24 protein-coding genes and 1 other RNA gene are annotated in these 26,117 nt (G+C 59.4%); 7 read left to right on the top strand and 18 right to left on the bottom strand.

Annotation, left to right across the window (positions count from 1 at the left end):
- Positions 1-135 precede the first annotated feature (135 nt).
- The 4 genes from ABD997_RS10310 to ABD997_RS10295 all read right to left on the bottom strand — a co-directional run bounded on the left by ABD997_RS10310 (position 136) and on the right by ABD997_RS10295 (position 4,489).
- Complete coding sequence (locus ABD997_RS10310; RefSeq protein ID WP_345316930.1) at positions 136-1,134, bottom strand: class I SAM-dependent methyltransferase; 999 nt, start codon at positions 1,132-1,134, stop codon at positions 136-138.
- A gap of 43 nt (positions 1,135-1,177) precedes the next feature.
- Positions 1,178-3,346 (bottom strand): M3 family metallopeptidase, encoded by a 2,169-nt coding sequence (locus ABD997_RS10305; RefSeq protein ID WP_345316929.1) that lies wholly within the window; start codon positions 3,344-3,346, stop codon positions 1,178-1,180.
- Positions 3,347-3,627: 281 nt separating this feature from the next.
- Positions 3,628-3,879 (bottom strand): hypothetical protein, encoded by a 252-nt coding sequence (locus tag ABD997_RS10300; RefSeq protein ID WP_345316928.1) that lies wholly within the window; start codon positions 3,877-3,879, stop codon positions 3,628-3,630.
- A gap of 136 nt (positions 3,880-4,015) precedes the next feature.
- A complete protein-coding gene (locus ABD997_RS10295; protein ID WP_345316927.1) occupies positions 4,016-4,489 on the bottom strand; it encodes a YaiI/YqxD family protein in 474 nt (157 codons plus the stop codon).
- Positions 4,490-4,728: 239 nt separating this feature from the next.
- Between ABD997_RS10295 and ABD997_RS10290 the strand changes: the two genes are divergently transcribed.
- Complete coding sequence (locus ABD997_RS10290) at positions 4,729-5,598, top strand: mechanosensitive ion channel family protein (protein ID WP_345316926.1); 870 nt, start codon at positions 4,729-4,731, stop codon at positions 5,596-5,598.
- Between the two features lie 60 nt (positions 5,599-5,658).
- On the opposite strand, the gene ABD997_RS10285 is transcribed toward ABD997_RS10290, so the two are convergent.
- The 4 genes from ABD997_RS10285 to ABD997_RS10270 are packed head-to-tail and all read right to left on the bottom strand — an operon-like array spanning position 5,659 to position 8,381.
- Positions 5,659-6,762 carry a 5-(carboxyamino)imidazole ribonucleotide synthase gene (locus tag ABD997_RS10285; protein WP_345316925.1) on the bottom strand — a complete coding sequence of 368 codons (1,104 nt, stop codon included), beginning with the start codon at positions 6,760-6,762 and terminating at the stop codon, positions 5,659-5,661.
- Complete coding sequence (purE, locus tag ABD997_RS10280) at positions 6,759-7,238, bottom strand: 5-(carboxyamino)imidazole ribonucleotide mutase (protein ID WP_345316924.1); 480 nt, start codon at positions 7,236-7,238, stop codon at positions 6,759-6,761. The genes ABD997_RS10285 and purE overlap by 4 nt, the downstream gene beginning before the upstream one ends.
- A gap of 9 nt (positions 7,239-7,247) precedes the next feature.
- The gene (locus ABD997_RS10275) at positions 7,248-8,186 is read right to left on the bottom strand and encodes a sodium-dependent bicarbonate transport family permease (protein WP_345316923.1); all 939 of its coding nucleotides are present in this window, start codon (positions 8,184-8,186) and stop codon (positions 7,248-7,250) included.
- A 3-nt stretch (positions 8,187-8,189) separates the two neighbouring features.
- Entirely contained in the window at positions 8,190-8,381 is a 192-nt protein-coding gene (locus tag ABD997_RS10270) for a hypothetical protein (RefSeq protein WP_345316922.1), read from the bottom strand.
- A 132-nt stretch (positions 8,382-8,513) separates the two neighbouring features.
- On the opposite strand from ABD997_RS10270, the gene ABD997_RS10265 reads away from it, so the two are divergent.
- The gene (locus ABD997_RS10265) at positions 8,514-9,440 is read left to right on the top strand and encodes a LysR family transcriptional regulator (RefSeq protein ID WP_345316921.1); all 927 of its coding nucleotides are present in this window, start codon (positions 8,514-8,516) and stop codon (positions 9,438-9,440) included.
- A 300-nt stretch (positions 9,441-9,740) separates the two neighbouring features.
- On the opposite strand, the gene ABD997_RS10260 is transcribed toward ABD997_RS10265, so the two are convergent.
- Positions 9,741-10,121 (bottom strand): hypothetical protein, encoded by a 381-nt coding sequence (locus tag ABD997_RS10260; RefSeq protein ID WP_345316920.1) that lies wholly within the window; start codon positions 10,119-10,121, stop codon positions 9,741-9,743.
- 330 nt (positions 10,122-10,451) lie between these two features.
- On the opposite strand from ABD997_RS10260, the gene ABD997_RS10255 reads away from it, so the two are divergent.
- On the top strand, positions 10,452-11,348 hold the full coding sequence (locus tag ABD997_RS10255) for a cation diffusion facilitator family transporter (RefSeq protein WP_345316919.1): 897 nt from the start codon (positions 10,452-10,454) through the stop codon (positions 11,346-11,348).
- A 297-nt stretch (positions 11,349-11,645) separates the two neighbouring features.
- Here the strand turns inward: ABD997_RS10255 and gcvP are convergent, their stop codons facing one another.
- From gcvP to ABD997_RS10220, 7 genes are all read right to left on the bottom strand, one after another.
- Positions 11,646-14,519, bottom strand: coding sequence for an aminomethyl-transferring glycine dehydrogenase (gene gcvP, locus ABD997_RS10250; RefSeq protein WP_345316918.1), 2,874 nt, complete (start codon positions 14,517-14,519; stop codon positions 11,646-11,648).
- Between the two features lie 95 nt (positions 14,520-14,614).
- On the bottom strand, positions 14,615-15,004 hold the full coding sequence (gcvH, locus tag ABD997_RS10245; RefSeq protein ID WP_345316917.1) for a glycine cleavage system protein GcvH: 390 nt from the start codon (positions 15,002-15,004) through the stop codon (positions 14,615-14,617).
- 17 nt (positions 15,005-15,021) lie between these two features.
- Positions 15,022-16,116 (bottom strand): glycine cleavage system aminomethyltransferase GcvT, encoded by a 1,095-nt coding sequence (gene gcvT, locus ABD997_RS10240; RefSeq protein ID WP_345316916.1) that lies wholly within the window; start codon positions 16,114-16,116, stop codon positions 15,022-15,024.
- A gap of 390 nt (positions 16,117-16,506) precedes the next feature.
- Positions 16,507-17,694, bottom strand: coding sequence for an FAD-dependent oxidoreductase (locus ABD997_RS10235; protein ID WP_345316915.1), 1,188 nt, complete (start codon positions 17,692-17,694; stop codon positions 16,507-16,509).
- A gap of 91 nt (positions 17,695-17,785) precedes the next feature.
- Entirely contained in the window at positions 17,786-18,976 is a 1,191-nt protein-coding gene (gene ubiH, locus ABD997_RS10230) for a 2-octaprenyl-6-methoxyphenyl hydroxylase (RefSeq protein WP_345316914.1), read from the bottom strand.
- The gene (gene pepP / locus ABD997_RS10225; RefSeq protein WP_345316913.1) at positions 18,973-20,283 is read right to left on the bottom strand and encodes a Xaa-Pro aminopeptidase; all 1,311 of its coding nucleotides are present in this window, start codon (positions 20,281-20,283) and stop codon (positions 18,973-18,975) included. Before pepP ends, ubiH begins: the two co-directional genes overlap by 4 nt.
- Before the next feature lie 31 nt (positions 20,284-20,314).
- Complete coding sequence (locus ABD997_RS10220; RefSeq protein WP_345316912.1) at positions 20,315-20,884, bottom strand: UPF0149 family protein; 570 nt, start codon at positions 20,882-20,884, stop codon at positions 20,315-20,317.
- A 113-nt stretch (positions 20,885-20,997) separates the two neighbouring features.
- Here ABD997_RS10220 and zapA point away from each other — a divergent pair, with 113 nt between their 5' ends.
- The 4 genes from zapA to ABD997_RS10200 all read left to right on the top strand — a co-directional run bounded on the left by zapA (position 20,998) and on the right by ABD997_RS10200 (position 25,459).
- Positions 20,998-21,354, top strand: coding sequence for a cell division protein ZapA (gene zapA, locus ABD997_RS10215; protein WP_345316911.1), 357 nt, complete (start codon positions 20,998-21,000; stop codon positions 21,352-21,354).
- A 33-nt stretch (positions 21,355-21,387) separates the two neighbouring features.
- Positions 21,388-21,567, top strand: a non-coding RNA gene (gene ssrS, locus ABD997_RS10210) — 6S RNA.
- Positions 21,568-22,066: 499 nt separating this feature from the next.
- On the top strand, positions 22,067-24,622 hold the full coding sequence (locus tag ABD997_RS10205; protein WP_345316910.1) for a putative Ig domain-containing protein: 2,556 nt from the start codon (positions 22,067-22,069) through the stop codon (positions 24,620-24,622).
- A gap of 147 nt (positions 24,623-24,769) precedes the next feature.
- The gene (locus tag ABD997_RS10200; RefSeq protein WP_345316909.1) at positions 24,770-25,459 is read left to right on the top strand and encodes an aspartate/glutamate racemase family protein; all 690 of its coding nucleotides are present in this window, start codon (positions 24,770-24,772) and stop codon (positions 25,457-25,459) included.
- Positions 25,460-25,519: 60 nt separating this feature from the next.
- Here the strand turns inward: ABD997_RS10200 and ABD997_RS10195 are convergent, their stop codons facing one another.
- Entirely contained in the window at positions 25,520-25,708 is a 189-nt protein-coding gene (locus ABD997_RS10195; protein ID WP_345316908.1) for a hypothetical protein, read from the bottom strand.
- Positions 25,709-25,753: 45 nt separating this feature from the next.
- Positions 25,754-26,020, bottom strand: a complete 267-nt coding sequence (locus ABD997_RS10190) for a hypothetical protein (RefSeq protein ID WP_345316907.1) — start codon at positions 26,018-26,020, stop codon at positions 25,754-25,756.
- Positions 26,021-26,117: the final 97 nt, after the last annotated feature.

Raw genomic sequence — 26,117 nt, 5'->3', positions numbered from 1 at the left:
GACTCCGCAATAAAAGGAACCTGTGCCGGCGATGATGGGGTCGCCCGCACTAAGCCGCGAGCTGCCCCCTAACGGCCCGCGAAATGGCAGGAAATCCAGCAGAACAGGGTCGAAAAGGGAAAATCGACTCCACACTCAGGGCAGGAGCCGGAGAACGAACATCTGGTAACCAAACTGGTCCAGGTGGTGCTCATAGAGGTCCACCTCGGTGGTGATATCCGCCAGCGCCGCCGAACCGGGGAGGGTGTCACGCAACGCCTCGATGCGCGCCTTCAGGGGCCGAGAGTAGTTCTCCCAGGCCCTTTGGCTTAGGGTGAAATGTGACAGCACCTCGTAGTCCGCCGACGCCATCTGCCGGACACGAGTGGCCACGGACTGCATATCCGGGTACTCCCGTTGCCAGAACGCCTCGGTGTCGGCAGTCGGCGTATCGGTGAGCCACACCAGGTCGCTGAGCACCAGCACGCCCCCGGGTTTGAGCAACCTCCGCCACTGCTCCAGAGCGTTCTCAATGCCCATGATGTAGGCCGCCCCTTCGGACCAGAGCAGGTCAAAACTGGCGTCGGCAAAGGGCAGTTCTGTCATGCTGGCACACACGGTGGTTACCCTGTCAGCCAGACCCTGCTGTGCCGCCCGCAGAGCCAGCGCTTCCAGCGCCGTGCCCTCATTGTCCACCGCGGTGATCCGCGCCCTGCTCTCCCGTGCCAGCAGCAGCGTCGCCAGGCCTTTGCCACAACCGATATCCAGCGCCGCAGAGGGGCGGCCAGGAACCGCAGCCAATGCCCTCAGGCTGTCGGCGTCACTGCCGGGCCCCCAGCGTTCCAGGGGTTGAAAGACCGTCATAAAATCGGCCATGTAGCTGTCATGTTCGTTCATATCTTTTGATAACCATTTGAGGTGCAGGGAGGCTTTCTTATCGAAGCCCTGCTGTTGCAACCTGGACAAGTGCGCATCCGGGGCCAGTATGTCGAGGGTTTTATGCCAATCTCGCAAAGAGCCCTGCCCCAGCATGGCCTGCAGCAGCCTTTGGGCCGCCTGTTTACGGGCGCTCTCCCGCTCGAGCTGGGGGCGAAATCCCTGATCCGCAACCGCATGGTGCCCCCCAAGAAAAACTGAGTCCAGGTTCAACACCATCAAAAAACCCGCCAGATGGCGGGTTTTTTCAGTGGGAAAGGACTTACTGTTCCAGCGCGATGCCGCGGCGGATCAGCAGAGCCTCGGTGGTCGGCTCGGCCCCTTTGAACCCCTTGTAGGTTTCCATCAGGTCCTGGCTGTTGCCCACGGCAAGGATCCCCTTGCGGAAGGCATCGCCGCGCTCACGGGTCAGGCCACCGGTCTCACGAATATGAGCAAAGGCATCCGCTGCCAGGATCTCGCTCCACATGTAGGCGTAGTAGCCAGCAGAGTAGCCGGTTGGGCTGGAAAAGATGTGGGCAAAGTAGCTGGACTTGTAACGGGGCGGGGTGTGATCCAACGCCACGCCGTTTCGCTCCAGGGCCGCCTGCTCAAACGCTGCCACGTCGTCGATCTGTGCGTCCACGCCGATGCTGTGCCACTCCATGTCCAGCAGGGCGGAGGAGAGATACTCCAGGGTATCGAAGCCCTTATTGAACTTGGCCGCCGCCAGCACCTTATCCAGCAACTCCTGCGGGATGGGTGCGTTGGTTTCATGATGCTTGGCGTAGTTTGCAATCACATCAGGATGGAAGGCCCAGTCCTCCTGGAAGGTGGAGGGAAACTCGACGAAGTCCCGGGACACCGCGGTGCCGGCCAGACTCGGGTAGGTCACGTCGGAGAATAACCCGTGCACCGCGTGGCCCATCTCGTGGAACATGGTGGTGGCCTCATCAAAGGAGACCAGCTGGGGCTGCCCATCCGCAGCCTTGTTGATGTTCATCACGTTGATGATCACCGGCTTCTGCTCCAGCAGCTTGGACTGGCCCACAAAGACATTCATCCAGGCACCACCGCGCTTGCCATCACGGGCGAAGTAGTCAGCGTAGAAGAGTCCCATGGGCGTCCCGTCGTGATCAAAGATCTCGTAGGCGGTAACGTCCGGGTGGTACACCGGCAGGTCAGGGCGGGGCTTAAAGGTGATGCCGAACAGACGCTCCATGGTGTAGAAGACGCCGTCCTCCAGCACCCGATTAAACTCCAGATACTGGCTCACTTCGGCCTGGTCCAGGTTGTAGGTCTGCTGACGCACCTTCTCACCGTAGTAGAACCAATCCCAAGGCTGCAGTTCAAAGTCGGTCCCTTCCGCGGCCATCACCGCGCGGATCGCATCCGCTTCTACGGTGGTATTGGCAACCACTTTCGGCGCCATGCTGCCCAGCAGTTCCAGTACCCGCTCCGGCGTTTTGGCCATCTGACTCTGCAGCTTGTATTCGGCCCAGTTGTTGAAGCCGAACAGCGCCGCCTTCTCGGCCCGCAGCTTGGCAATCTTCAGCAGCACCTGACGGTTATCAAACTCTCCCTCGGTGGCACGGTAGGCGGATGCCTTCCACACCTGCTCCCGCAGAGCGCGATCTTTGAGGCTGCTGAGTACCGACTGGCGGGTGGTATTGGTCAGCACCAAAAGGTACTCCCCTTCGTATCCCGCCGCTTTGGCTGCCGCAGCGGCCCCCTGGATCTCCCCTTCGCTCAATCCGGCCAGGCGTGCCCGATCCTTCACCCGCACCGCACTGGCTTCGGAGGCGGATAGCAGGTTTTCACTGAAGGTATTGGTGGTCTCCGCCAGCGCTTTATTAAGAGCCCGAACCTTGAGCTTCTGCTCCGGGTTCAACTTGGCGCCGGAGAGCACGAACTGTTGGTGGGTCACTTCCAAAAGGCGCAGCGACTCGCTGTCCAGCCCCAACTCATCTCGGCGCTGGTAGAGACCATCGACACGATCAAATAGCTTGGCGTTGAGATAGATGTTGTCCTGATGCTCGGACATCTTGGGGCTTAACTCTGCCTGCAACTGACGACGAACGTCGTTGTTGGTGGAGCTGGTGAGGTTGTAGAACACGCTGGCAACCCGGCCAAGCAGCGCCCCGCTGGTTTCCAGTGCGACCAGAGTATTTTCGAACGTTGCCGGCTCAGGGTTGTTAGCGATCTGGTCGATCTCCGCCAGTTGCTGAGCCATGCCGACCTCGAATGCCGGCTTGAAGTGCCGATCTTCGATGCGCGAGAAATCCGGGGTGTGGTAATCGAGCGGGCTGATCTGAGCAAAGGGGTTGCTGGCGGGAAGGGTAATGGCAGCCTCGGTTGCCGCTTCGGTATTGGCATCGGTGCCAGTAGGCACGCCGCTGCAGCCACTCAGGGCCAGGGCGATACCTGCGGCGAGGACAGAGTTACGAAACATGGAGACACTCCTTGTGTAGATGGCCGGCGGCAAAGAAAGTACCGGCTCACAGTGGGATTCAAGTTCCTCAAGGGTTTGAACCGCAGGTTACACAAGTGACACTCGACACTGTTTAAGCAATCGTAACAAACTGTTAATTGGCATTAACAAGGAGCTTATGATCGGGGCCAATCTCTTTGGATCAGCACCTTGTCGCACCCGGGCTCCCACGATCGATAGAGGGGGAGCTGCAATCACCCCAAGCTCAAGCTTACCTGCGGCAACGCTCAGACCCTGTCGATTTACTGCACCCGCACCTTACCACCGATGATCTTGAATGCCGGCATGCCACGGATCAACGTCTCCCGGGCAAACTGGCCGCCACAACCGGGGCAAACGCCGGGTACCTCGGTATGATCCACGCTTATCCGCGCCTTGAAACATTTCACCAGGGCTCCTTTGCCGCCCTTGCGATAACGATAGAGGGGCGCACGGCAGCGGGCACAGCTGATCGCCACCGAGCTGCTCGGCCCCTTGGGATTGGGTTTGGCCATAGATCTGCTCCGCTCCTCTGTTGATAGGACGCCCGGACAGGATCGTCGATGAGAGTCCAAGCCCTGGATTCCAGGAAACAGCTGGGCACCGGAAACTCGACTCGATGCCCTTTCCTCTATGCCGTATGCCGCGGCGTCAGGGTCGGGAGGCCCTCACCGCCTTGGCAAGATAGCGATCCAGGGCGTTGGCAAACGCCTGACGTTCGGTCTGCGACAGGGGTGGAGGCCCCCCGGTCTGCACGCCGCTGCTGCGCAGGGTATCCATGAAGTCCCGAATGTTCAGCCGGGCCCGAATGTTGTGCTCGGTATAGAGTTCGCCTCGGGGATTGAGCGCCACGGCTCCCTTTGCCACCACCTCCGCCGCCAGCGGAATGTCCGCGGTGACCACCAGGTCCCCCGCCTGGCAGCGCTGGACAATCTCGTTATCCGCCACATCAAAGCCGGCACTGACCCTGAGGGTTTTGATGTAGGGTGACGGGGGCACCGTCAGGCCCTGATTGGCCACCAGCAGCAGTGGCAGCTGGGCGCGATCCGCCGCCCGATAGAGGATCTCCTTGATCACCTTTGGGCATGCGTCGGCATCGACGTAGAGGGTGGGACTGTGACTCATTTCAGGTTCCTGGCGCTTGGCATTGTCTGCCGGGGTGGCCCTAATGCGGACCAACATGAAGTCGCGAGGCACTCGATCCTCCCGCGACGGCGTTCACCATACCGGTTTTCCTTCCGCTTTTCCGCTGTACGGCGAACCCCGCAGCGCTCGAAAATGTGCAGCCCACTGATTTTCAATGGCATTGTCCAAATTTTCTGGCCAAACTCATTGCAGTCACAGAGTAGAACGGAAACGACAAGATGGAACCGATAGAACAGAACGTCGAGCAGAGCATCGCCATGATTAGCCAGCTGGGGCAGAAGGCGCTGGAGATGCTCTTGAGCTATGGCCCGAAACTGGTGCTGGCGTTTATCATCCTCATCGCCGGCCTCTGGTTTATCCGCGGCCTGAGCAAGGTGGTGGACAAATCCATGGACAAGGCCAAGGTGGATGTCACCCTGCAACGTTTTCTGCTCAGCATCATCTCCGTGGGATCCAAGCTGATCCTGGTGGTGATCTTTGCATCCATGATCGGGGTGGAAACCGCCTCTCTGGTGGCGATGTTGGGCGCCGCGGGTCTGGCCATCGGCCTGGCGCTGCAGGGCAGCCTGTCCAACTTCGCCGGCGGCGTACTTATCCTGCTGTTCAAACCTTTCAAGTATCACGATGTCATTGAAGCCCAGGGCTTTGTCGGCCGGGTCCATGAAATCCAGATCTTCAATACCATCCTTCGTACCCTGGATAACCAAAAGGTGGTGATCCCCAACGGCCTGCTCTCCAACGGCTGCATCAAAAACCTGTTCAGCGAACCGACCCGTCGGGTCGATCTCACCTTCGGGATCAGCTACGGCGACGATATCGCCATCGCCAAGGGGGTGCTGGCCAAGGTGCTGGCCGAGGAGCCCCGGGTCCTCGCCGATCCCAAGCCAGACATCTTCGTCAGCGCCCACGCCGACAGCTCCGTCAACCTACTGGTTCGCCCCTGGGTCAAGTCTGAGGATTACTGGGATGTGCATTTTGCCCTGATCGAACAGGTGAAGCTGGCCTTCGATCACAACAACATCACCATCCCCTTCCCGCAGCGCGATGTGCACCACCACGGGCTGCCGGAGCGCTTCAACGGCGGCTAACGTCAAGCTCAAACAACAAGCCCGCCGATTGGCGGGCTTGTTACTTCATAGCCTATAGGGTCACTCGGCCCCGGCCTCCTGGGGATAGAGCTGCTCAAGCAGAGCCTGGGCCTGTTGCTGCAACTGATGGGTATCGGACGCCGTCAGGTTCAGGTGCCCCTGCTTACGACCCTCGCGCAGGGCCTTGTTATACCAATGAACCTTGGCATTCGGGCAAAGCTCCGGCCGGGGTGGGTGAACCCCAAGCAGGTTCACCATGGCGCTGGGACTGTGGGCCTGGGTCGACCCCAGGGGCAGTCCCGTTATCGCCCTCAGGTGATTCTCAAACTGGCAGGTGGCGCTGCCGCTCTGGGTCCAGTGGCCACTGTTATGCACCCGGGGTGCCAGCTCGTTGATCACCAGCTCACCGGCCACCTCGAACAGCTCCAGGGTCAGGACACCTACGTACTCCATCGCCTCCAGCAGCCGGGTTGCCATCTGCTCCGCACGCTCTTGCATCCCTTCCGGTAGCGCCGACGCCGGGGCCAGGGAGCAGCGCAGAATCCCCTGGTGGTGCTGATTCTCCGTCAGTGGATAAAACGCCATCTCTCCACCGGATGAGCGCACGGCGATCAGGGAGAGCTCGCGCTCGAAGGCAATGCCGCCCTCCGCCAGGTAAGCCTGTTCACCGTTCAGGGGCGGCGCAGGTGCCTCTTCATCGCTCAAACGCCACTGGTTCTTGCCGTCGTATCCCTGTTCGCAACTCTTAACGAACAGCGGCCACCCCAACTGCGTGCCCAGGGTAGCCCAGTGGGTCTGAGCATCCACCGACTGCCAGGGCGCCGTGGGCAGTCCCAAGCCGTTGATATAGGACTTCTCCCGTTGACGGTGCTGACAGATCGCCACCGACTCCGGCGACGGGTAGACCGGGGCCAAACGGTTCAGCCCCTGCAGCAGCCCTAGGGGCAACTGCTCGCGCTCCGGCGTGAAGCGATCTGGCTCGCCCAGGCGACGGTAGAGGGCGACTGCCTCCTCGCCATACCAAACCACCACTTCACCGAGCCCCTCCACCGGCGCCGGATCCTCACCAGGCAGGGCAACAAAACAGAACTGCAGCCCCCGCGGGATCCCCGCCAGCGCCAGCATCCTGGCCAGCTGGCCGCAGCCGATGATGGCGACCTTCATCGCACCACCTCCTCGGCCACCGACTCGGTCTGACTGACACGCCAATCGATCAACCGCTCGGTCAGGGCCGGATCCCCCAGGGCCAGCATCTGTGCCGCCATCAGGCCGGCATTGAAGCTGTTACCGATCCCCTGGCAGGCCACCGCCACGCCCCGCGGCATCTGAACCATCGACATCAGGCTGTCCATCCCCTTGAGATCCCGGCTGCTGACCGGCACCGCAATCACCGGCAAGTGGGTCATGGCGGCCACCATCCCCGCCAGGTGGGCGGAGCCGCCCGCACCGGCAATGATCACCTTGATGCCGCGGTTATGGGCCTGCTGGCAGAACTCGTAGAGGCGGTCAGGGGTCCGGTGGGCAGACACCACCTTGGTTTCATATTCCACTCCCAATGCCTCCAGGGGTTTGAGCGCCCCCTCCATGGTCGGCCAGTCGGACTGAGATCCCATGATGATGCTGACTTGGCAATGCGACATAACTACTCCTTACGCAATCGGGAAAAAGGTCATAATGAGCGCGCTGTAGAGGGGGATCCCCACCAGCACGTTGAAGGGAAAGGTGATCCCCAGCGACGCGGTGATCGCCGGGCCAAGGTCTGCCTTGGGCAGTGCCACCGAGAACGCCGCGGGTACAGCAATGTAGGACGCGCTGCCCCCCAGCACCGCCAGCAGCGTTGCCCCGCCGGCGCTTAGCCCCAGCAGCAGGGCCAAGGCCGCACCAAGAGCCGCACCAATCAGCGGCATCGCCACCCCGAAGCTGGCCAGGAAAGAGGCGTCTTTGCCCAACTCGCCCCAGCGCTGGGCCGCCTTCTGTCCCATCGCCAGCAGGAACAGCGCCAGCACACCATGGAACAGGTCACCAAACAGCGGCATGATGCGCCCGGTCTGATCACTCATCAGCCAGCCGATCAATAACCCTCCGAGCAGCAATACCATCCCCTGGTTGAGCAAAACCTCGCGCACCAGTTGACCATGGCCCTGACCCTTTTTGCGCTGACGGGCCAGCCAAAGTCCCACGGCAATCGCTGGGGCTTCAAGCACCGCCACGAAAAGTGGGAAGTAGGGTTCGTAGGGGATCTGACGGCTCTCGAGAAAGGCCACGCCAACGGCATAGGTTGCCACGCTGACAGAGCCATAGTGCGCGGCAATGGTGGCGGCGTTGATTCTCGGCAGCTGACCCACAAAGCTGAGCAGGGGAAAGGCCAACAGGGGCAGGACGATACCCAAAGCCAGTACCGCGGCGCTCTGCAGTAAGAGGGTGGGGGTAAGGTGCTCCGACAGGGCGATGCCGCCCTTGAGACCGATGGCCAGCAGCAACAGTATGGTCAGGGTTTGGTAAAGCCCATCGGGCAGGGAGAGCGGCGCCCGTAGGCACTGGGCCACCGCACCGAGCAGGAAAAAGGCAACGACGATATCCAGGCCCATCACTTACCTCTTCTGGACCACGGTCGAGGGGGACTGGTTCAGTGACTGCATCCAGGACAGGCCGCTGGCACAGAGCAACAGGGCGCCGGTAGCGGTCAGCCCCCAGCCGACGAAGCCCGACAGGGCAAATGCAGTACCGGTGCCAAGCACCAGCAGTGCGACGGTGAACTCAAAGATGATGCGGGGGGATTTCATCTTGGTTTCCTCTTTTTGATAGACGACGGAAGTGTGCATCCAGATTGCGATAGAGTTAAATTGATGTTTCAATATTTTTATATAGACAAACATCTATATATCTATCTATCGACAAACAGTAGAGGAGTCGCGATGGGGATCAGACCCACCCTGCGTCAACTGGAGATCCTGATGGCCCTTCAGGAGAGCGGCTCGGTCAGTGGTGCCGCCGAGCAGCTGCACCTGACCCAGCCCACTGTCTCGATGCAGCTGAAGAAACTCGCCGATCAAGTGGGCTTACCGCTGTTCCACCAGATCGGCCGGCGCCTGCAACTGACCGACGCCGGAGAGCGGACCCTGCACACTGCGCGGGAAGTAATTGAAAGCCTCGAGCGGCTGCAGATGGACATGGCCGATCTTCAAGGCTTAAAGCAGGGCACCCTGCGCTTGGGAGTGGTCACCACGGCCAAGTACTTCATTCCCCACCTGCTCGGGGATTTTTGTGAGCGTTACCCCCAGATCGAGATCGACTTTAAAGTGGGCAACCGTCAGCAGGTGATCGATCGACTGAGCGAGGGCCGGGATGATCTCTACGTGTTTAGCCACCCTCCCCTGGATGCGCCCCTGACGCTGCACCCCTTCCTCGATAACCCGCTGGTGGCGATCGCATCGGCGGAACACCCCTGGGCCAAGCGACAACACATCCCGCTGGAGGAGTTCGCCACCGCCCCCTTCCTGATCCGCGAACCCGGCTCCGGCACCCGTTACGCCATGGAGCGCTTCCTCCGTCAGCGGGGGATCAAACTGAACGTCCGGATGACGGTCGAAAGTAACGAGGCGATCCGCCACTCGGTGATGTCCGGCCTCGGGGTCTCCATCCTCTCCCGCCATACCCTGGCCTTCGGCGGTGACGCGGGGCTGGCAATACTGGCGGTGGAGGGACTGCCCATCTTCTCGCAATGGACCATGGCCCACCACAAGGGCAAACCCCTCTCACCGGTAGCCAGGACCTTCCTAGACTGGGTCGAGCAACGTCCCCCCTCGGTGGAGATCTCCAAGGCCGCCCCTGGAGCGTCTTAATCCGCCAGTGTCACCCGTCTCCCGTCCAGATCACCCTCAAGATCTCTGCCACCGCGAGGCAGGTCAGCGGCCTTGAGGGTGATAGCGGCTCTGACCAACGGCACAAGACACCGCCGACTGCGACTCCGACCCAGCGACTCGAGAGGATGGAAACACAACTCACCGAGCTTGATCGGATAAACGGAAGCTCTAATCCATCTTGCACTGACGCAGATTTAGGCGTTTTTTTCAGAAAATATCTCTCTTAAAACGCAAACAGCCCGCCAAAGAGGCGGGCTGCTGAAAGGGAGAGCGATGGCGTTACTCGCCGTAGCTGGCATCCCAGTCGCCGTAGTTGGCATCGCCCGCCAGCACGGTGAACGTCGGCTCACTGCCCAAACCCTGGACCACTACCGCTTTGATCTTGGCGATCACCTCATCCTGGTCTTCCTGGCCGGTAAAGAAGTTTACCGCCACGTGGTAACGGTTGTTGAAGTAGGCGATGAACAGATCCCAGCCATGCTCGTTTTGCAGCTCGGTGAGGGCATCATCCAGGGCGTCGAACTGCTCGATGGGGGCTTCGAAGCGCAGCTCCACACAGGTCTCGGCGAAGGGGCCGATGGCAAACTTCTTCAGGTGACGAGCCTTGTGGTGACGCTTGGGCTCGATAGTGAAAACGTTGGGCACGGTGATAATGGACATAATGGCTTCCTGAAAACGGGTCGAATGACCGGTGAATTGGCTGGAGAGTATGCCAGCCTCCGGTTCGGTGCAAGTTTCGCCGTCAGATCCTCCGTTTGGGAGACGATCCGGGCGCCGTAACCGGGATCCTAATCGTAGCCATTCTCACTCCTTACCCACCGTCATCACAGCCCCGTCGATTGCACCTTTTCTCCATCCCTGAGCCACGTATAATCCCGCCCTAACCCCCTACGTTGCCAACTGTTATCGATGTCAGTGTCAATGGGCCACCCGGTGCTCGTCACCTATCTCTGGGGCCCTATCCGCTCGCATCCATCACAAGGAGAATCCATGTCAGCCCAGGAGCTCAAACGGGGCGTCCAACGCGTCACCGCCATCGGCTTTGTCCTTAATGCCATCCTGGCCCTGGTGAAGATCCTCGCCGGCACCCTCGGCCACAGCCGTGCCGTGGTGGCAGATGGGATCCACAGTCTGTCGGATCTGATTAGTGATATCGCGGTGCTGGTTGGCGTTAACATCTGGTCCGCGCCAGCGGATGATGATCACCCCTATGGCCATCATCGCTTTGAAACCGCAGTTACCCTCTTTATCGGCCTGATGATGATCCTCGCCGGGGTCGGTATCGCCTGGGATGCTGTGGAGGCCTGGCGCAACCAGGCCGTCCGGGATACCGGCCTCATCGCCCTGGCGGCGGCGCTGGCCTCCATCATCATCAAGGAGGCTCTGTTTCGCTGGACCCTAAAGGAGGGGCGGCGACTCAACTCCAAAGCGGTGATCGCCAACGCCTGGCATCACCGCAGCGATGCCTTCAGCTCACTGCCCGCGGCCATCGCCGTGATCGGCGCCATGCTGATGCCCCAGTTGATCTGGATCGACCTGGTGGGCGCGGTGATCATCGCCCTGTTCATCTTCCACGCCGGCCTGAAGATCTGCCTGCCGGCGCTGAACGAGTTTCTCGAGCGCGGCGCCGATCCCGAGGTGACACGGGAGATCAAACGCCTGGCCCACAGCATCAAGGGGGTTCAGGATATCCACCGCCTGCGCACCCGCTACCACGGGGGCCTGCTGGTGGATATGCACCTGACCGTCAACGGCCACCTGAGCGTTCGCCAGGGCCATGATATCGCCGAGGCGGTGGAATCCTGCTTGCTTGCCGAGGGGCCGGATATCCGCGAAGTGTTAATCCATATCGACCCCTGCGAGGCCTCCGCCATGGAAACCGCCTGACCCCCAACGGGGTCGCGCCCTTTTTTTGTACCGCCGTCAACGTAAAAAAGCGAGCCCCAAAGGGGGCTCGCTTTTTGTCTTTATCTGGGTCTCAACACGCCGTTGGTCAGGCCATGCCCATCTGGCGTTGGCCTGACTGACGAACCAGTTCTGATTAGCCTATCCGGGGATAAACACGCAGGGTTTAGCCAGCACAGGCGTCATCCATGGGACGAGTCCGTCGAAGCGCCAAAACCTTCTGAACGAAAAAAATCCCCCGGCCCTGCTGGGACGGGGGACTCTCATCGGCTCAAACCATCAATCCTGGTAGGCGTCCATGGGGACACAGGCACAGAAGAGGTTACGGTCGCCGTACACATCATCGATGCGATTCACCGTCGGCCAGAACTTGTTGTCCCGCAGCTCCGCCACCGGGAACGCCGCCTGCTCACGGCCGTAAGGGCGGCTGTCGAAAGCGGGATCCACGATGTCATCCAGGGTGTGGGGGGCATTGCACAGCGGGTTGTTATCCGCTGGCCACTCGCCCCGCCCAACCATGGCGATCTCCTCACGGATATTGATCATGGCGTGGATAAAGCGATCCAACTCCCCTTTGGCCTCGGACTCCGTCGGCTCGATCATCAGGGTGCCGGCCACCGGGAAGCTCATGGTGGGAGCGTGGAAGCCGTAGTCCATCAGGCGCTTGGCCACGTCCATCTCGGTGACCCCGGTCTCCTCCTTAATGGGACGCAGATCGATGATGCACTCGTGGGCGATGCGATCGTTACGGCCGGTGTAGAGGATCGGATAGTGCTTGCCCAGCTCGGTGGCCAGGTAGTTGGCATTGAGCATCGCCACCTGGGTGGACTCGGTGAGGCCACGGGCCCCCAGCATCACGATGTACATCCAGCTGATGGGCAGGATGGAGGCGCTGCCGTACTGGGCCGCAGAGACGGCACCGTTATTCTGATGCTCGTCACCGGTCTTGACCACCGCATGACCCGCCATGAAGGGTGCCAGGTGCGCCTTGACGCCGATGGGGCCCATGCCTGGGCCGCCACCACCGTGGGGGATGGCGAAGGTCTTGTGCAGGTTGAGGTGCGAGACATCGGAGCCGATCAGGCCCGGCGAAGTGATCCCTACCTGGGCATTCATGTTGGCGCCATCCATGTAGACCTGGCCGCCATGCTCATGAATGAGATCGCAGATGGTGCCGATCTGCTCCTCGTACACCCCGTGGGTGGAGGGATAGGTCACCATGATGCAGGAGAGCCGTTCGCTGTGCTCTTCGGCCTTGGCGCGCAGGTCGTCCATGTCCACGGTGCCGTCACGGTTGGATGCCACCACCACCACCTTGAGGCTGGCCAGCATGGCGGAAGCCGGGTTGGTGCCGTGGGCGGAAGAAGGGATCAGGCAGATGTCACGATGGCCCTGACCGATGCTCTCCTGGTACTTCTTGATCGCCACCAGGCCGGCGTACTCGCCCTGGGCACCGGAGTTGGGCTGCATGCAGAGGGCATCGTAGCCGGTGATCTCCAGCAGGTAGTCAGACAGGGTCTTCACCAGGGCCCGATAGCCCTTGGCCTGCTCCTGGGGGCAGAAGGGGTGCAGGTTGGCAAACTCCGGCCAGCTTACCGGGATCATCTCCGCCGCGGCATTAAGCTTCATGGTGCAGGAGCCCAGGGAGATCATGGAGTGATCCAGCGCCAGGTCCTTACCCTGCAGCTTGCGCAGGTAGCGCATCATCTCGGTTTCCGAATGATGGCGGTTGAACACCTCATGGGTCAGGATAGGGGTGCTGCGCACCAGCTTGGGATCCAGGATGGTATCCACCATCTCATCCACCGCATCCACGGTAAGGCCATGCCCCTCGCCGAGCAGCACGTTCCACAGCAGGGCCACGTCCTCCGGACGGGTGGTCTCGTCCAGGCTGACACCCAGGGTCTCCGCCAGATCGGTGCGCAGGTTGATGCCGGCAGCATCGGCCCGGGCCAGGATGGCGTCTCGATCCGACACCTGCAGGGTGAGGGTATCGAACCAGCTGGAGTTCACCGTTGCCACCCCACGCTGCATCAGGCCGGCGGCCAGGATGGAGGTGAGTCGATGGGTGCGCTCGGCGATACGCTTGAGTCCCTCAGGGCCGTGGTAAACGGCAAAGAAGGAGGCCATGTTGGCCAGCAGCACCTGGGCGGTACAGATGTTGGAGTTGGCTTTCTCACGGCGAATATGCTGTTCACGGGTCTGCATCGCCATCCGCAGTGCCGGCTTGCCCCGGGTGTCCTTGGAGACGCCGATGATACGGCCGGGCATGGAGCGCTTGAAGGCGTCGCGGGTCGCGAAGAAGGCGGCGTGGGGGCCACCGTAGCCCATGGGTACGCCGAAGCGCTGGGCGGAACCAAACACCACGTCCGCCCCCCACTGGGCCGGAGCTTGCAGCTTCACCAGGGCCAACAGGTCGGAGGCCACGCAGACCAGGGCCTTTTTGGCGTGGATCGCCTCGGCGAGGGTCTGGTAATCCTCGACGGAGCCCAACTGGTTCGGGTACTGCAGCAGGGCGCCGAAAATGTCGTGATCGGCTGCTTCTTTGGCGGGGCCCACCAGCACCTCGAGACCCAACTGCTCGGCGCGGGTCTTCACCACATCCAGGGTCTGGGGGAAGACGTCATCGGCCACGTAGAACAGCTCGGACTTCTTGTTCTTGGACATCCGCTTCGCCAGCGCCATCGCTTCAGCGGCGGCGGTCGCTTCATCCAGCAGGGAGGCGGAGGCCAAGTCCAGACCGGTGAGGTCCATGGTCATCTGCTGGAAGTTGAGGATCGCCTCCAGGCGGCCCTGGGCGATCTCCGGCTGGTAGGGGGTGTAGGCGGTGTACCAGCCGGGGTTCTCCAGCACGTTACGCAGGATCACATGGGGCACATGGGTGGGGTAGTACCCCATGCCGATGTAGCTCTTGCGCACCTCGTTCTGGTCAGCCAGGGCGCGCAGTTTGGCCAGGGCGTCCACCTCGGACATCGGGGCCGCCAGCCCCAGGGGCTCGGCACTGCGGATCGCTTCGGGCACGATCTGGTTGATCAGGTCTTCCAGGCTGTCGGCGCCAATGGCGTGCAACATCGCTTTGCGCTCGGCCTCGTCCGGACCGATGTGGCGAGACAAAAATTCATCTTGGTTTAGCAGGGCATGCAACGTGTTCATCACATCTCACTCTTACAGGCACAACGGCGGCGGTACCCGCCACTGATAAAAGCACAAAGCCCCATGAAAAATGGGGCTTTGCCAGGGCAGCAAACTTACTCGTCTTCGATGCTCGCGAGGTAGGCGTCGGCATCCAGCAGGTTATCCAGCTCCGATTCGTCGCTGATCTTCACCTTGAAGAACCAGCCATCGTCGAAGGGGTTGCTGTTAACCAGCTCCGGGGAGTCTTCCAGCTCCTCGTTGACGGCCACCACCTCACCGGTCAGCGGGGCGTAGACATCGGACGCTGCCTTGACGGACTCCGCCACGGCGCAGTCGTCACCGGCGTTCACGGTGTCACCCACCTCGGGCAGCTCAACAAACACCATGTCACCCAGCAGCTCCTGGGCGTGGGCGGAGATCCCGATGGTGTAAACGCCGTCGCCTTCAGGGCGAACCCACTCGTGGGTCGAGGCGAATTTCAGTTCGGATGGAATGTTGCTCATAACTTGCTACCCCTTAATTAGAAGGCTTTCTGGCCGTTGCGGACGAAACAGGGCTTCACGACCTGTACCGCCACGCGCTTCTTACGTAATTCCACTTCTGCTTGTTCACCGATCCCTTTAGGTACCCGCGCCATGGCAATGGCATGACCCAGGGTCGGTGAGAAGGTGCCGGAGGTGATCACCCCCTGCTGCTCGTTGCCCTCGGCATCGGTAAAGAACACCGACAGGCCGGCACGCAGCACCCCTTTATCAGTCATCACCAGGCCCACCAGCTTATCGGTGCCCTCGGCCTTGATCTGCGCCAAGGCCTCGCGGCCGATGAAATCGCGATCGCTCGGCTCCCAGGCGATGGTCCAGCCCATGTTGGCCGCCAGCGGATTAACGGACTCATCCATGTCCTGGCCATAAAGATTCATGCCCGCTTCCAGGCGCAGGGTGTCCCGGGCGCCGAGGCCAGCCGGCTTTACGCCCGCCTCCAGCAGGGCTTGCCACAGGGCCGGTGCCTGCTCCTGCGGCACCACGATTTCGTAGCCGGCTTCGCCGGTGTAGCCGGTGGTGGCGATAAAGAGATCCCCCGCCTGCACACCAAAGAAGGGCTTCATCCCCTCGACAGCGGTATTTTGCTCGGCGGTGAAGACCTGCGCGGCCTTGGTCTTGGCGTTGGGGCCCTGGACCGCGATCATCGCCAGCTCCGGGCGCTCGGTCAGGGTTACGTCGAAGCCGGCGGCCTGACGCCCCATCCATTCGAGGTCTTTCACCCGGGTCGCAGAGTTGACCACCAGGCGGTAGGCAGTATCGGAAAGGTAGTAGGTAATGAGGTCGTCGATCACCCCACCCTGTTCGTTGAGCATCCCACCGTAGAGGGCCTTGCCCGGCAGGGTCAGCTTAGCCACGTCGTTGGCCAGCAAGCGGCGCAGGAAGGGTTGGGCTTGCGCGCCCTCCACATCCACCACGGTCATGTGAGAGACATCGAACATGCCTGCGTCCTGGCGCACCTGGTGGTGTTCCTCCACCTGTGAGCCGTAGTGCAGGGGCATCTCCCAGCCGTGAAAATCAACCAGTTTGGCACCGGCTTCCTGATGTTTTTCAAACAGAACTGTCTTGCTTGCCATATCAAATCCCTAGAGAGGTCAAAGCAGCAACGATCACAACCCGCCAGCGAGTTGGGACGCGGCTCACATCGTGCAATTGCGCCGCATTATACCGGTCACACTCTCCATGTATACCACCGAGATCACAGCCCGGAGGCTTCCCTGTCTACCAGATTTGCCACGACGGCGCCGATGGAAGCTGATGGAAGGGAAAATTGGGGGCGTACCGGTCGCGGGGAGCAGCGTCTTAGGTGTGCATCTCCGTATGCCAAAAGGGGAACTCAAGAACTGGGAAATGGGAACTAGGGAGGGATATAAGAGGGTGCGTCGAGCACGGGTCGAGCAATAGGGCTTAGGGATTGAGGGAGAAAAGCCGGGCCGTTGAAGCGGCCCGGATGACAAAGGCGCCGCTTAGCGAGCGTCGAGGCCCAGGGCCTTTTTAAGCAGCTGGTTTTTCACTGGCCCCGCCCGGTCGACCAAGTTAAGACCCAGGTCCCGCAACCCCTTCTTCAGCGGGTGCGAGCCGGCAAAGAGCCAACGCAGCCCCTCCATCGCCGCCAGCATCTCCTGAGCGGCTGCCTTGCGGGCGCGGCCATAGCGCTGCAACAGCCGCTCATCGCCGATATCCCAATCGCTGCCGCGCACCGCCGAGAGCGTCTCCACCAGCTTGAGGCCGTCCCCCAGTCCCAGGTTCACCCCCTGCCCCGCCAGCGGATGGATGGTGTGAGCCGCATCCCCCAGCAGCGCCAGGCGCGGCCGGACAAAGTCCTGAGCGTAACGCATGGTCAAGGGGAACATCGCTCGCTCCGAAACCAGTGAGAGGGCACCGAGCCGCGCGTCACTGGCCACCGTCAGCGCCTGCCCAAAGGCGTCCGGAGCCATTTGAGCCCGTTCAGCCGCCTGATCCGGCGCTTGTGACCAGACGATGGAGCAGCGGTGGGGATCCGCCAGCGGCAGCAGCGCCAAGGGGCCATCCGGCAGGAACACCTGGCGGGCAATACGCTGGTGCGGTTGCTGACATTCGATGGTTGCCACCAGGGCATGATGGCCATAGTCACGGAAAGTGAGGGGGATCTGCGCCTGCTGACGCAGCCAGGAATTGGCTCCGTCCGCGGCCAGCAGCAGTCGGGCGGTGATCATATCGCCGCTGTCCAGGGTCAGCCAGGCTTCCCGCTCCCCCTGGGCCCAACGCTCCGGGGTGCCGATAAAGCGACGGATCCGCTCCTGCCCAAGACTCTGCTGCCAGAGGGCGTAGGCCAGGGCGTCATTTTCGACGATATGGCCCAGATCCGGCTCCTGCAGCGAGTCGGCATCGAAGCCAATCTTGCCGATGCTGTCCTTGTCCCACACCGCCATGGCGTCGTAGGGGGAGAGTCGGGCCGGATCCAGCCGGGCCCAGACCCCGAGTGACTCAAGCCAGCGCTGACTGGCACGGTTGATGGCGCTGACCCGCAGGCGGGGATCCCCGCTCACCGGTTGCGGCTCGGCCCGCTCGATCACCGCCACCTGGTAGCCGGCTTCGGCCAGTCCCAGGGCGGTGGCCATGCCGACCATACCACCGCCAACAACGGCGATATCAAAAGAGTGGGTTTGGATCATCTCTGTTCTTCCTGCCCGCAAGACCCGGTGACTCCGGGCCCGGCTGCCGGGCGATTAAGGTGTTAATTAGGAACTGGGAAGGGCAACCCCCTCAGTCGCGCCAGCCCATCGCCTGATGGGCCAGCGCGTGCTTCAGGCCAGGCAACAGGTTCATCGCCAGCAGGCCGCTGTTGCGACCCAGGGCCATCATCCGTGACGCGTTGGAGAAGAGGCGCACCAGAGCGTCGGTGCCGTTCATCGTCCGACCTCGGTCCGCTTCGCGCGCTTGCTCATAGGCCTGAAGCAGGACGAAGGCGCCGGGATCGGCCCCCTCCTGCAGCGCCTGCGACAGCAGGGCCGCCAGGGTATCCACATCCCGCAGGCCCAGATTGAAGCCCTGTCCGGCAATGGGATGCAGAGTCTGCGCCGCGTTCCCCACCAGCACGCAGCGATGGTGACGCACCGACTCGGCCTGGCACAGCGCCAGCGGGTAGTGCGCGCGCTGCCCCACCCGCTCAATGTGCCCCAAGCGGTAGCCAAAGGCCTGCTGAAGTTCGGTGGCAAACGCCGCCTCATCGAGCTGGAGCCGACGCTCTGCCTCTGCGGGTGATTGCACCCACACCAGTGAATATCGCCCCTCGCACATCGGCAGGAGCGCCAAAGGCCCCTCCGGGGTGAAGCGTTCGAAGGCCACCGTGCCGTGTTGTTCGGTCTGAATGTTGGCGATCACCGCCGTCTGGTCATAATCCTGCCGCGACATCGGTATACCCACTGCCCGGCGGACAGCGGATTGGGTTCCGTCGGCCCCCACCACCAGTGCCGCCTTAATGACGACACCGGAGTCCAGGGTCAGCGCCACGTGGTCGGACTGCTGATCTTGGGTGGCGACCCGGTCCGGACAGAAGCAGTGCACCGAACTCTGCGCCAGCCGCTGCCACAGCACCGGCCCGACCCGCTCCAGCTCCACCACCTGCCCAAGGGCATCCACCTGGTACTCGGACGCATCGAGGGTGAGGCCACCAAAGTGGCCCCGGTCCGAGACCTGGATCGATTCGATGGGAGCGGCGTGGGCCGCCAGTGCCGGCCAGAGCCCCAGTTGGGCCAGTCGCCGAACCGAGCCTTGCGCCAGGGCAATAGCGCGGCTGTCGAAGCCGGGGTGATCCCCGTTACCGGGAGGCTGTGACTCGATCAGGGCGATGCGCCAGCGGCCGCCATCCGGGCGACGCTGGGCCGACAGCGCCAGCGCCAGGGTGGCACCGGCCATGGCACCACCGACGATGGCGATATCGAAACGCTGACTCATGCCGCCTCGCGATCCCCGGCCATTAGGGCCTCGATATCCGCGATCTCCTTGGGCACCCCGTCGGTCAGCACCCGGTGCCCCTCAGCGGTGATCACCACGTTGTCCTCGATACGGATCCCGATCCCCCGCCACTTGGCATCAACGTCGGCATCCGGTGCGATGTAGAGGCCCGGCTCGATGGTCAGCACCATACCCGGGGCCAGGGGACGACGGCGATCGGCATGGTGGTAATCCCCCACATCGTGCACATCCAGCCCCAGCCAGTGGCCCAGGCCATGCATAAAGAAAGGTTTGTAGGCCTGCTCGGCGATCAGGGCGTCCACCTCACCCTCGAGGATCCCAAGGCGTACCAGTCCGGAGACCAGGATCTGCAGCACCTTGTCATTGGCGTCCTTGATGGAAACCCCCGGGGCCAGCATGGCGATGGCGCTCTTCTCCGCCTCCAGCACCAGCTCGTACAGCGCCTTCTGCTCAGGGCTGAATCGGCCGCTGACCGGGAAGGTGCGGGTGATGTCGGCGGCGTAGCCCTCCAGTTCACAACCGGCGTCGATCAGCACCAGGTCACCGGCTTTGAGCGGGTCACGGTTCTCGGTGTAGTGAAGGATGCAGGCGTTGTCGCCGCCACCGACGATGGTGCCGTAGGCCATATCCACCGCTCCGGCCATGGCGCATTCGTGGGCGATCTCCGCCTCCAGCTGGTATTCAAACGCACCGGGGCGGGCCGCGCGCATCGCCCGGCAGTGGGCTCGGGCACTGATCTCACCGGCGCGGGCCATGATAGCCAACTCCGCATCGCTCTTGTGCAGACGCATCTCGTGCAGGGGCAGACGCAGATCCTGCATGCTCACCGGCGCATTCAGCCCCTGGCGCAGACCGTTACGCAGCTGCTGCAGCAGTTTGGACACCAGGCTGTCTTCACGCTCGCTCTGGCCCGGACGGTAAGCGAGCACCTGGGCACCGCTGACCAGCCGGGGCAGTACCTCATCCAGCGCCGACAGCGGGTAGGCCTCCTCCACGCGCAGGGCTTTCGGGGCGGCCTCGGCCCCCAGACGGCGACCGTGCCAGGTCTCCATCAGGGGATCTTTGGGACGAACGAAGATCGCCGTCTCCGGCACCTGTCCCGGACGCAGTATCAGTACCGCGTCGGGCTCATTGAAGCCAGTCAGGTAGAAAAAATCACTGTCCTGGCGGAAACGGTACTCGGTGTCGTTGGAGCGGGTGCACTCCGCCCCGGCGTAGATCAGGGCGACCGCCCCCTCAGGCAATTGATCCATAAGGCGACGACGGTGTTGGGCGTAAATATCCATGATGCTACTCCTTGTTTTTCTGTTCTCGTTCTTAGTGCAGCGTCTTAGGTGCGCTGTCTTCGTCCTGCAGACCCCGGAACTCGCGCAAACACTCCCAGGCGGCGATGCGGGCATGCTGGATCAGGGCGTCGAAACCCTCCTCATGCTCCTCGCTCTCCTCCACCTCCAATTCAACCAGGGTGAACTCGGTCAAATCCTGGATCAACTCCTGCACATCCGCCGAGGCCTTGTCCAGCGCCGGCTGGATATAGGCCAGACCGGTGAGGAAGCTCTGGGTCCAGTTGATGAACGCCTCCAGGCGATCCGCCAGCGGATCATCCTCATCCGCCAGCAGCGGCATGAAGGTCAGCTCAGGATCGACCAGGGAGTTGATGACGTCTTTATAGACTTCGCGGACAGTGGCGGTCAGCGACTCCGACATCGGCTGACCATCGTTGGTGAGCTCCAGGAAGGGCTTGAGCCAGGCATTGTTCTCCATCGACACGCCACCACAGACCAGGCCGGTCAGGACACCATGGACCTCTGCCGGCAGGACGGCGATTTCCTCTTTGTCCAGAGCAGTTTGTAGCTTGTTGAGCAGTAAGGGCGTGTTGCTTTTCATGGCAAGAAGTTCCGAGGTTAAGAGTCGCAGCCATGCTATCATGGCGCCGCGGTACGCTCCAGAAAGCGACCCCTGCCCTCCCGGGCGTTAAACAGACTTCACACGGTGCCAAGATGAGCAAAGACACTATCGACATTCATGTGCTGGGAAAAAGCTTTACCGTGGCCTGCCCACCCGACCAGAATCACCAGTTGCAGCTGGTGGCCGCGGACCTGAACCGGCGCATGGAGCAGCTGAAGCGGCGAACCGGACTGGGCAACCTGGAGCAGCTCGCGGTGATGGCCGCCCTCAACCTCACCCATGAATTACTTCAGGTGGAACAGGGGCAGCGTCGGGAACAGGAGCAAATGCAGCAGAGAATCAATCTGTTGCAAACCACCATTGAACAGGCTTTGGCCGAACGGCTGGATTCGGGGCCGAAATCAGTTGAACCGGTATCTGAGGCTCCCTACACTGGGTCACAGGGTTAGGACAAAGCGAACGCTTTTTTCTACACTCTGTTTCGCTCTCTGGAGTGTTCGCCAGCGGTGTATGTCCCTGGCCGATGCTTAAAACCCCAGGGGGCCTAAACTGTGCGGCTGTGCACGCTCGGCCTGTCCGAGAAGCCGAAAGCATGGATTGGGTTCCCGCCTTGAACTTACGGTTCAAGGGCTTCAGTCCGCAGCGGCACCTTCGGAGAGCAACCTTCCCCCTTTTCCCTTCCCCTCCATCGCCGATAGAGAGACTGTTCTTTACTGATTCCTGGTTCCGAAAACCCAGCAGCCCGGGACATAGCAATCCACTGCGAATCAAACCGCTTTAACCCAACTGACGCTACAGAACCTTGACAGCTCAATTTTCTGGGTAATGGGAATACTGTTGTTTGCCCCTCGAAAAGCAAGCCTACCCAGCAAGATGCGAAAAGCACATGGAACGACGAGTTCCGATCTGAGCTCTTCTTTAGTTCTTGGTTTTAACAAAACTTCATCAGCCTGAGGTTAGTGTCATCTCTGTTTGAGGTCCTTCAAACAGAGCATTTGAACTACGAGATAGGTGATCTGAATAAGAATAGGCTGCTACCATGGGCTAGACACAAGGCGGCCCACAAGGCGGCCATAGACTCCTCTAAACACAAAGGGTATTCGCCGACTGTCTACAACATGGTAATGTCTAAGATTGAAATCTATCAACTCAGGAGAGCATATGAGAAATCTAGCATGGATGCTGTTTGTATTGGCAGGGATTGCAAATGCCAGTCCATTGTATAACTTTAAGCCGGTAATTAATTCGATGCCGAGCCCGAAATTCAATAATATATACTTTCAATATGAACCTGGACTGGTTCCGGTATTAGAATTGACAGAGAGTGGTTGGAAAGTTATTCATGTCACAGAGGTTCCAAGCAATGCTCGCATCATAAAGCATGTTGCTGTTCTGGATGATGGAATTCTTGCGTTATACGAACCTTCATCAGGTAGCTATGAAAAATTAGTCAGGATCCCTTATGACCAAGATGGTTATCCTGACATAAAGAATCTTGTTACTTACTCCTTACCCAACCATACCTCTTTGGATAATGTCTGGAGCAACTCAAAAGGAGATCGGATCGCCGTTAAAGCCTCCGAAGGTCAAGTAACAATTTATGATTTTTTACAGGATAGTTGGATACAGGTTCATACTTTCCCAGATGAATTAAAGGTTTACACAAAACTATGGTTTAGCGATGACAATGATATCATTGTCCCTGCTGGAGGTAAAATTCTTCACTATGTTGCCGACTCAAATGGCTATTATAATAATGCCATTGAAATCACCCTGCCGATAGGTTCTAGCTTTAAGGCATACAGCGCGGCTTATGATGAATTGACAGTTGCCCATGCCGGAGAGATATGGTCTATTTCCATCAAAGGTGGACCCAATGCTGAAGCCGTTAGATTAGTAAACTGCGCTGACTGCTATTATCGAAATGTCGCCTATGACTTGTCAGGTGAATATCTCGCAGCATTAAGCCTCAATGGCCAGCAAGTCAGCCTTTTTAGTCGCGACGGAACGAACTCAAAGTTACAGCAAAAGTGTTTTTTTGACTTGACTGAACATACAGGAATTGAAAACAGGGGATTAAGTTATTCAGCACTTATTGCGAATCCTAATGATGGATCTGAATTTTGGTTTGATAATCTAAAACTATCTTTAGACTGCTCTGAGGCTAAATGGGTTAATTCACGCAAGATTGGGACCCCAGACCTTTTTGAAGCCGAATATCTTGATGGAAGACATGCGATTACAAAATCGGACTACGGTGCTCAAATAATTGAAGTTTTGGAACCCGCAGATGTCAATTTGAAAGCTACCATCCTTCCAGAATGGCAAGGTAACCCAACAAAACTTAAGGAAGTAAAGCCACATCCTGATGGCTACCTTGTTGCATCAACGAAATTTCCATCGGCAGGTTCAGGTTATTCTTCCAATATGGATATTTATATTCATTTGGTGTCATCTGATGGAAGTCAAGTGATTGATCAAAATCATATCGATATTGGAGATTTTTCACACTTTCAAGGATTGCATGTTATTTCAGGTGGCACACTCACTGTTATCAACGTTGATGGAAAAATAATTTATTGTGGCATTAACGATCTTGTCATAGACTCTTGCATCACTTTAGCAATTCCTTATGGGGCTAAAGTCATTGCCAGTGATGAAGGTGGAATTTTATTTAAATATAGTGGTATGGTCGAGTACTGGAGTTGGTCGGGAGAAGAATTTGAAATTGCCCATACTTGGGAAATACCAAATGCGGGCTCCTCGCTTGATGCTATAACTGCCCCAAATAATAATGGCTTCATTGTCTGGGAAGAGCGGAGCCTTAAACATTACATCTTGAATGTTGATAGTGGTGAAATAAAGGTTAATGATACAAAAGAATCAATAACAAAGACACCGCACTGGGTGGGGGAGGATAAGCTTATTGCCATGCCAAGTCGCATGTTTAATTTGGATTATACCGACAAATACACACTATGGCATTCAATCTCCTGCTGTAACAAAATTTATTTTGACGATGTTGCCATAACATTTGGCAATCGTGTGATGAGGGCTATTGAAAGCCCACTTCCTAAAGTGAGAATCAAAACATTACCTGAGAAAATGACTGCCACACAGTTTGATGCGTTTTCCTTCGAACCTGAAAAGTACCTAGTAAATTATGGCAATGCCAAACTGGAATTTTACATTAATAATAACTCAGATCCTTTGGTTATGGACTGGGAAAAACCTGATGCTTTTAAACCATCAAAGTCTGATGTAATGTCGAGTGATGGAGGCCGTTCGTCCTTTAGGCTCACTGAAGGTAACTGGCAGATCCACCTTCCTATTGATGTACAGCTTACTAATGTAAACGAAGCACCAATTGCATCACCTGTTGCCAGACAGGTGATGCATATTGGAGAAGCTTACGGCGGTTATCTTCAGCATGTTTTTTCTGATCCTGATGGGGACAGAATGACGTTCTCAGTCACAGGCTTGCCACCAGGAATGATACATGATGCTGGCTATATCACGGGGCAACCAAGCAAGTTAGGCATATACACCGTAATCGCAACGGCAACCGATCCTGCCGGTTTAACCTCCTCTACAAAATTTGTTATTGAGGTAATAGAAGAAGACAGCGGTGGCTCCCTTGACTGGTTATGGCTCTCTGCCCTTGGGTTACTCAGCCTTAGACTACGAAATCGACGCGGCCTTCAGAGGAGCTCATAGCCTGAACCTTAAACAATCAGGAGTTCCAACACTGCATCCAAACTGTCGCCCTGCCTGGCTTTTGATTGCTGGGCTCGGTGACAGTACTCACCTATTAAATCTGCTATCAGTCGTGGACCTCTCTTCTAACAATTCGGGACCGCAACAATGAAAACCATCGGCCTCCTGGGTGGCATGAGTTGGGAAAGCACCCTTGGCTACTACAGGGCAATCAATGAAGGTGTCAGGAAGGCCCTAGGCGGGTTGCACTCGGCGCAGATCGCCATCTACAGCATCGACTTTGACCCTATCGAACGGCTGCAACAGGACGACGACTGGGAACAAGCCGCAGAGAGGTTAGCGGAAGCGGCAATGAAGGTTGAGGCCGCCGGCGCCGATTTCCTGCTCATCTGCACCAATACCATGCACAAGGTGGCGCCCGCCATTGAAGCCGCCATTGGGATCCCACTGCTTCATATCGCCGATGCCACGGCAGAGGTCCTGGTGGATGAGGGGATTAAGACCGTCGGCCTGCTCGGCACCGCCTTCACCATGGAGCAAGATTTCTATAAAGGGCGGCTGACTCACCAGCACGGGCTTCGAGTCGTGGTGCCCGATGAAGCCGACAGGGCCACCGTCCACAAGGTGATCTATCAAGAACTCTGCCTGGGCAAAACAGAGGCCTCGTCAAAGGCAGAGTATCTGCGCATCATTGATGCCTTGGCAGCCCAAGGCGCCGAAGCCGTTATCCTCGGCTGTACGGAGATCGGCATCCTGGTGAGTCAGGCCGATACTGACGTCAGGTTGTTGGATACCACGGCCATACACGCCGCGAAGGCGGTGGAGTACGCAATATAACGGGCGGTTCATATCGTCCCCCGGGCGGGCTCATTTCGCGTCGCCCGCGCTTCGCAAAGACTAACCGGCCACTTTGCGCCCACTGATGCTGTAGACCAGCGCCACCTCGTTGCCCTTGTGGCTCAGGGTAAAACGCCCCGGCGCCTGCTTCACCATGCCATCGAAACAGTTGTAGGGACTGAAGGGATACTCGTTGACACGCTCAACCTGGATCCCGGCACTAATCAGGGCGTTGATGACACTCGACATCGGATGCGCCCAGGTGGCCAGCGGCGCCACCGCATCCACGCCATTTTATGTGTAACTGGCCTCCTCCTCCACATCGGGCACCTGCCGAGTAAAATAGGCGTACCCGGCCGAGAGATCGTAGATGGGGTGAAACTCCAGGCCGCCAACAGCGAGATTGGGCGCGATCACCTCGGCCCAGCGGCTCAAGTCAGGCAGCCAGCAGATGGCACCGTAAGAGGTGAACACCATCTCGTAGGGCATGGGCTGTGCCCGCTCGAAACTGTAAAGGTCTGAGCAGACGAACTCGGCATCCAGTCCCGCTTTAACCTCCAATTCACGGGCTTTTCCGGGCTCTGAAGGCTAGAAAGCCAAGCGAAGTGCTGCCCCCCACGGACTCTGGAGCCCTAAGGCCGGGTCAACCTCAGTGGTC

Origin of the sequence: Ferrimonas gelatinilytica (assembly GCF_039544205.1) — a bacterium.
Taxonomy (GTDB): Bacteria; Pseudomonadota; Gammaproteobacteria; order Enterobacterales; family Shewanellaceae; genus Ferrimonas; species Ferrimonas gelatinilytica.
Note: the sequence above shows the minus strand (reverse complement) of the source record. Positions and strands in the feature narration are given on the sequence as shown.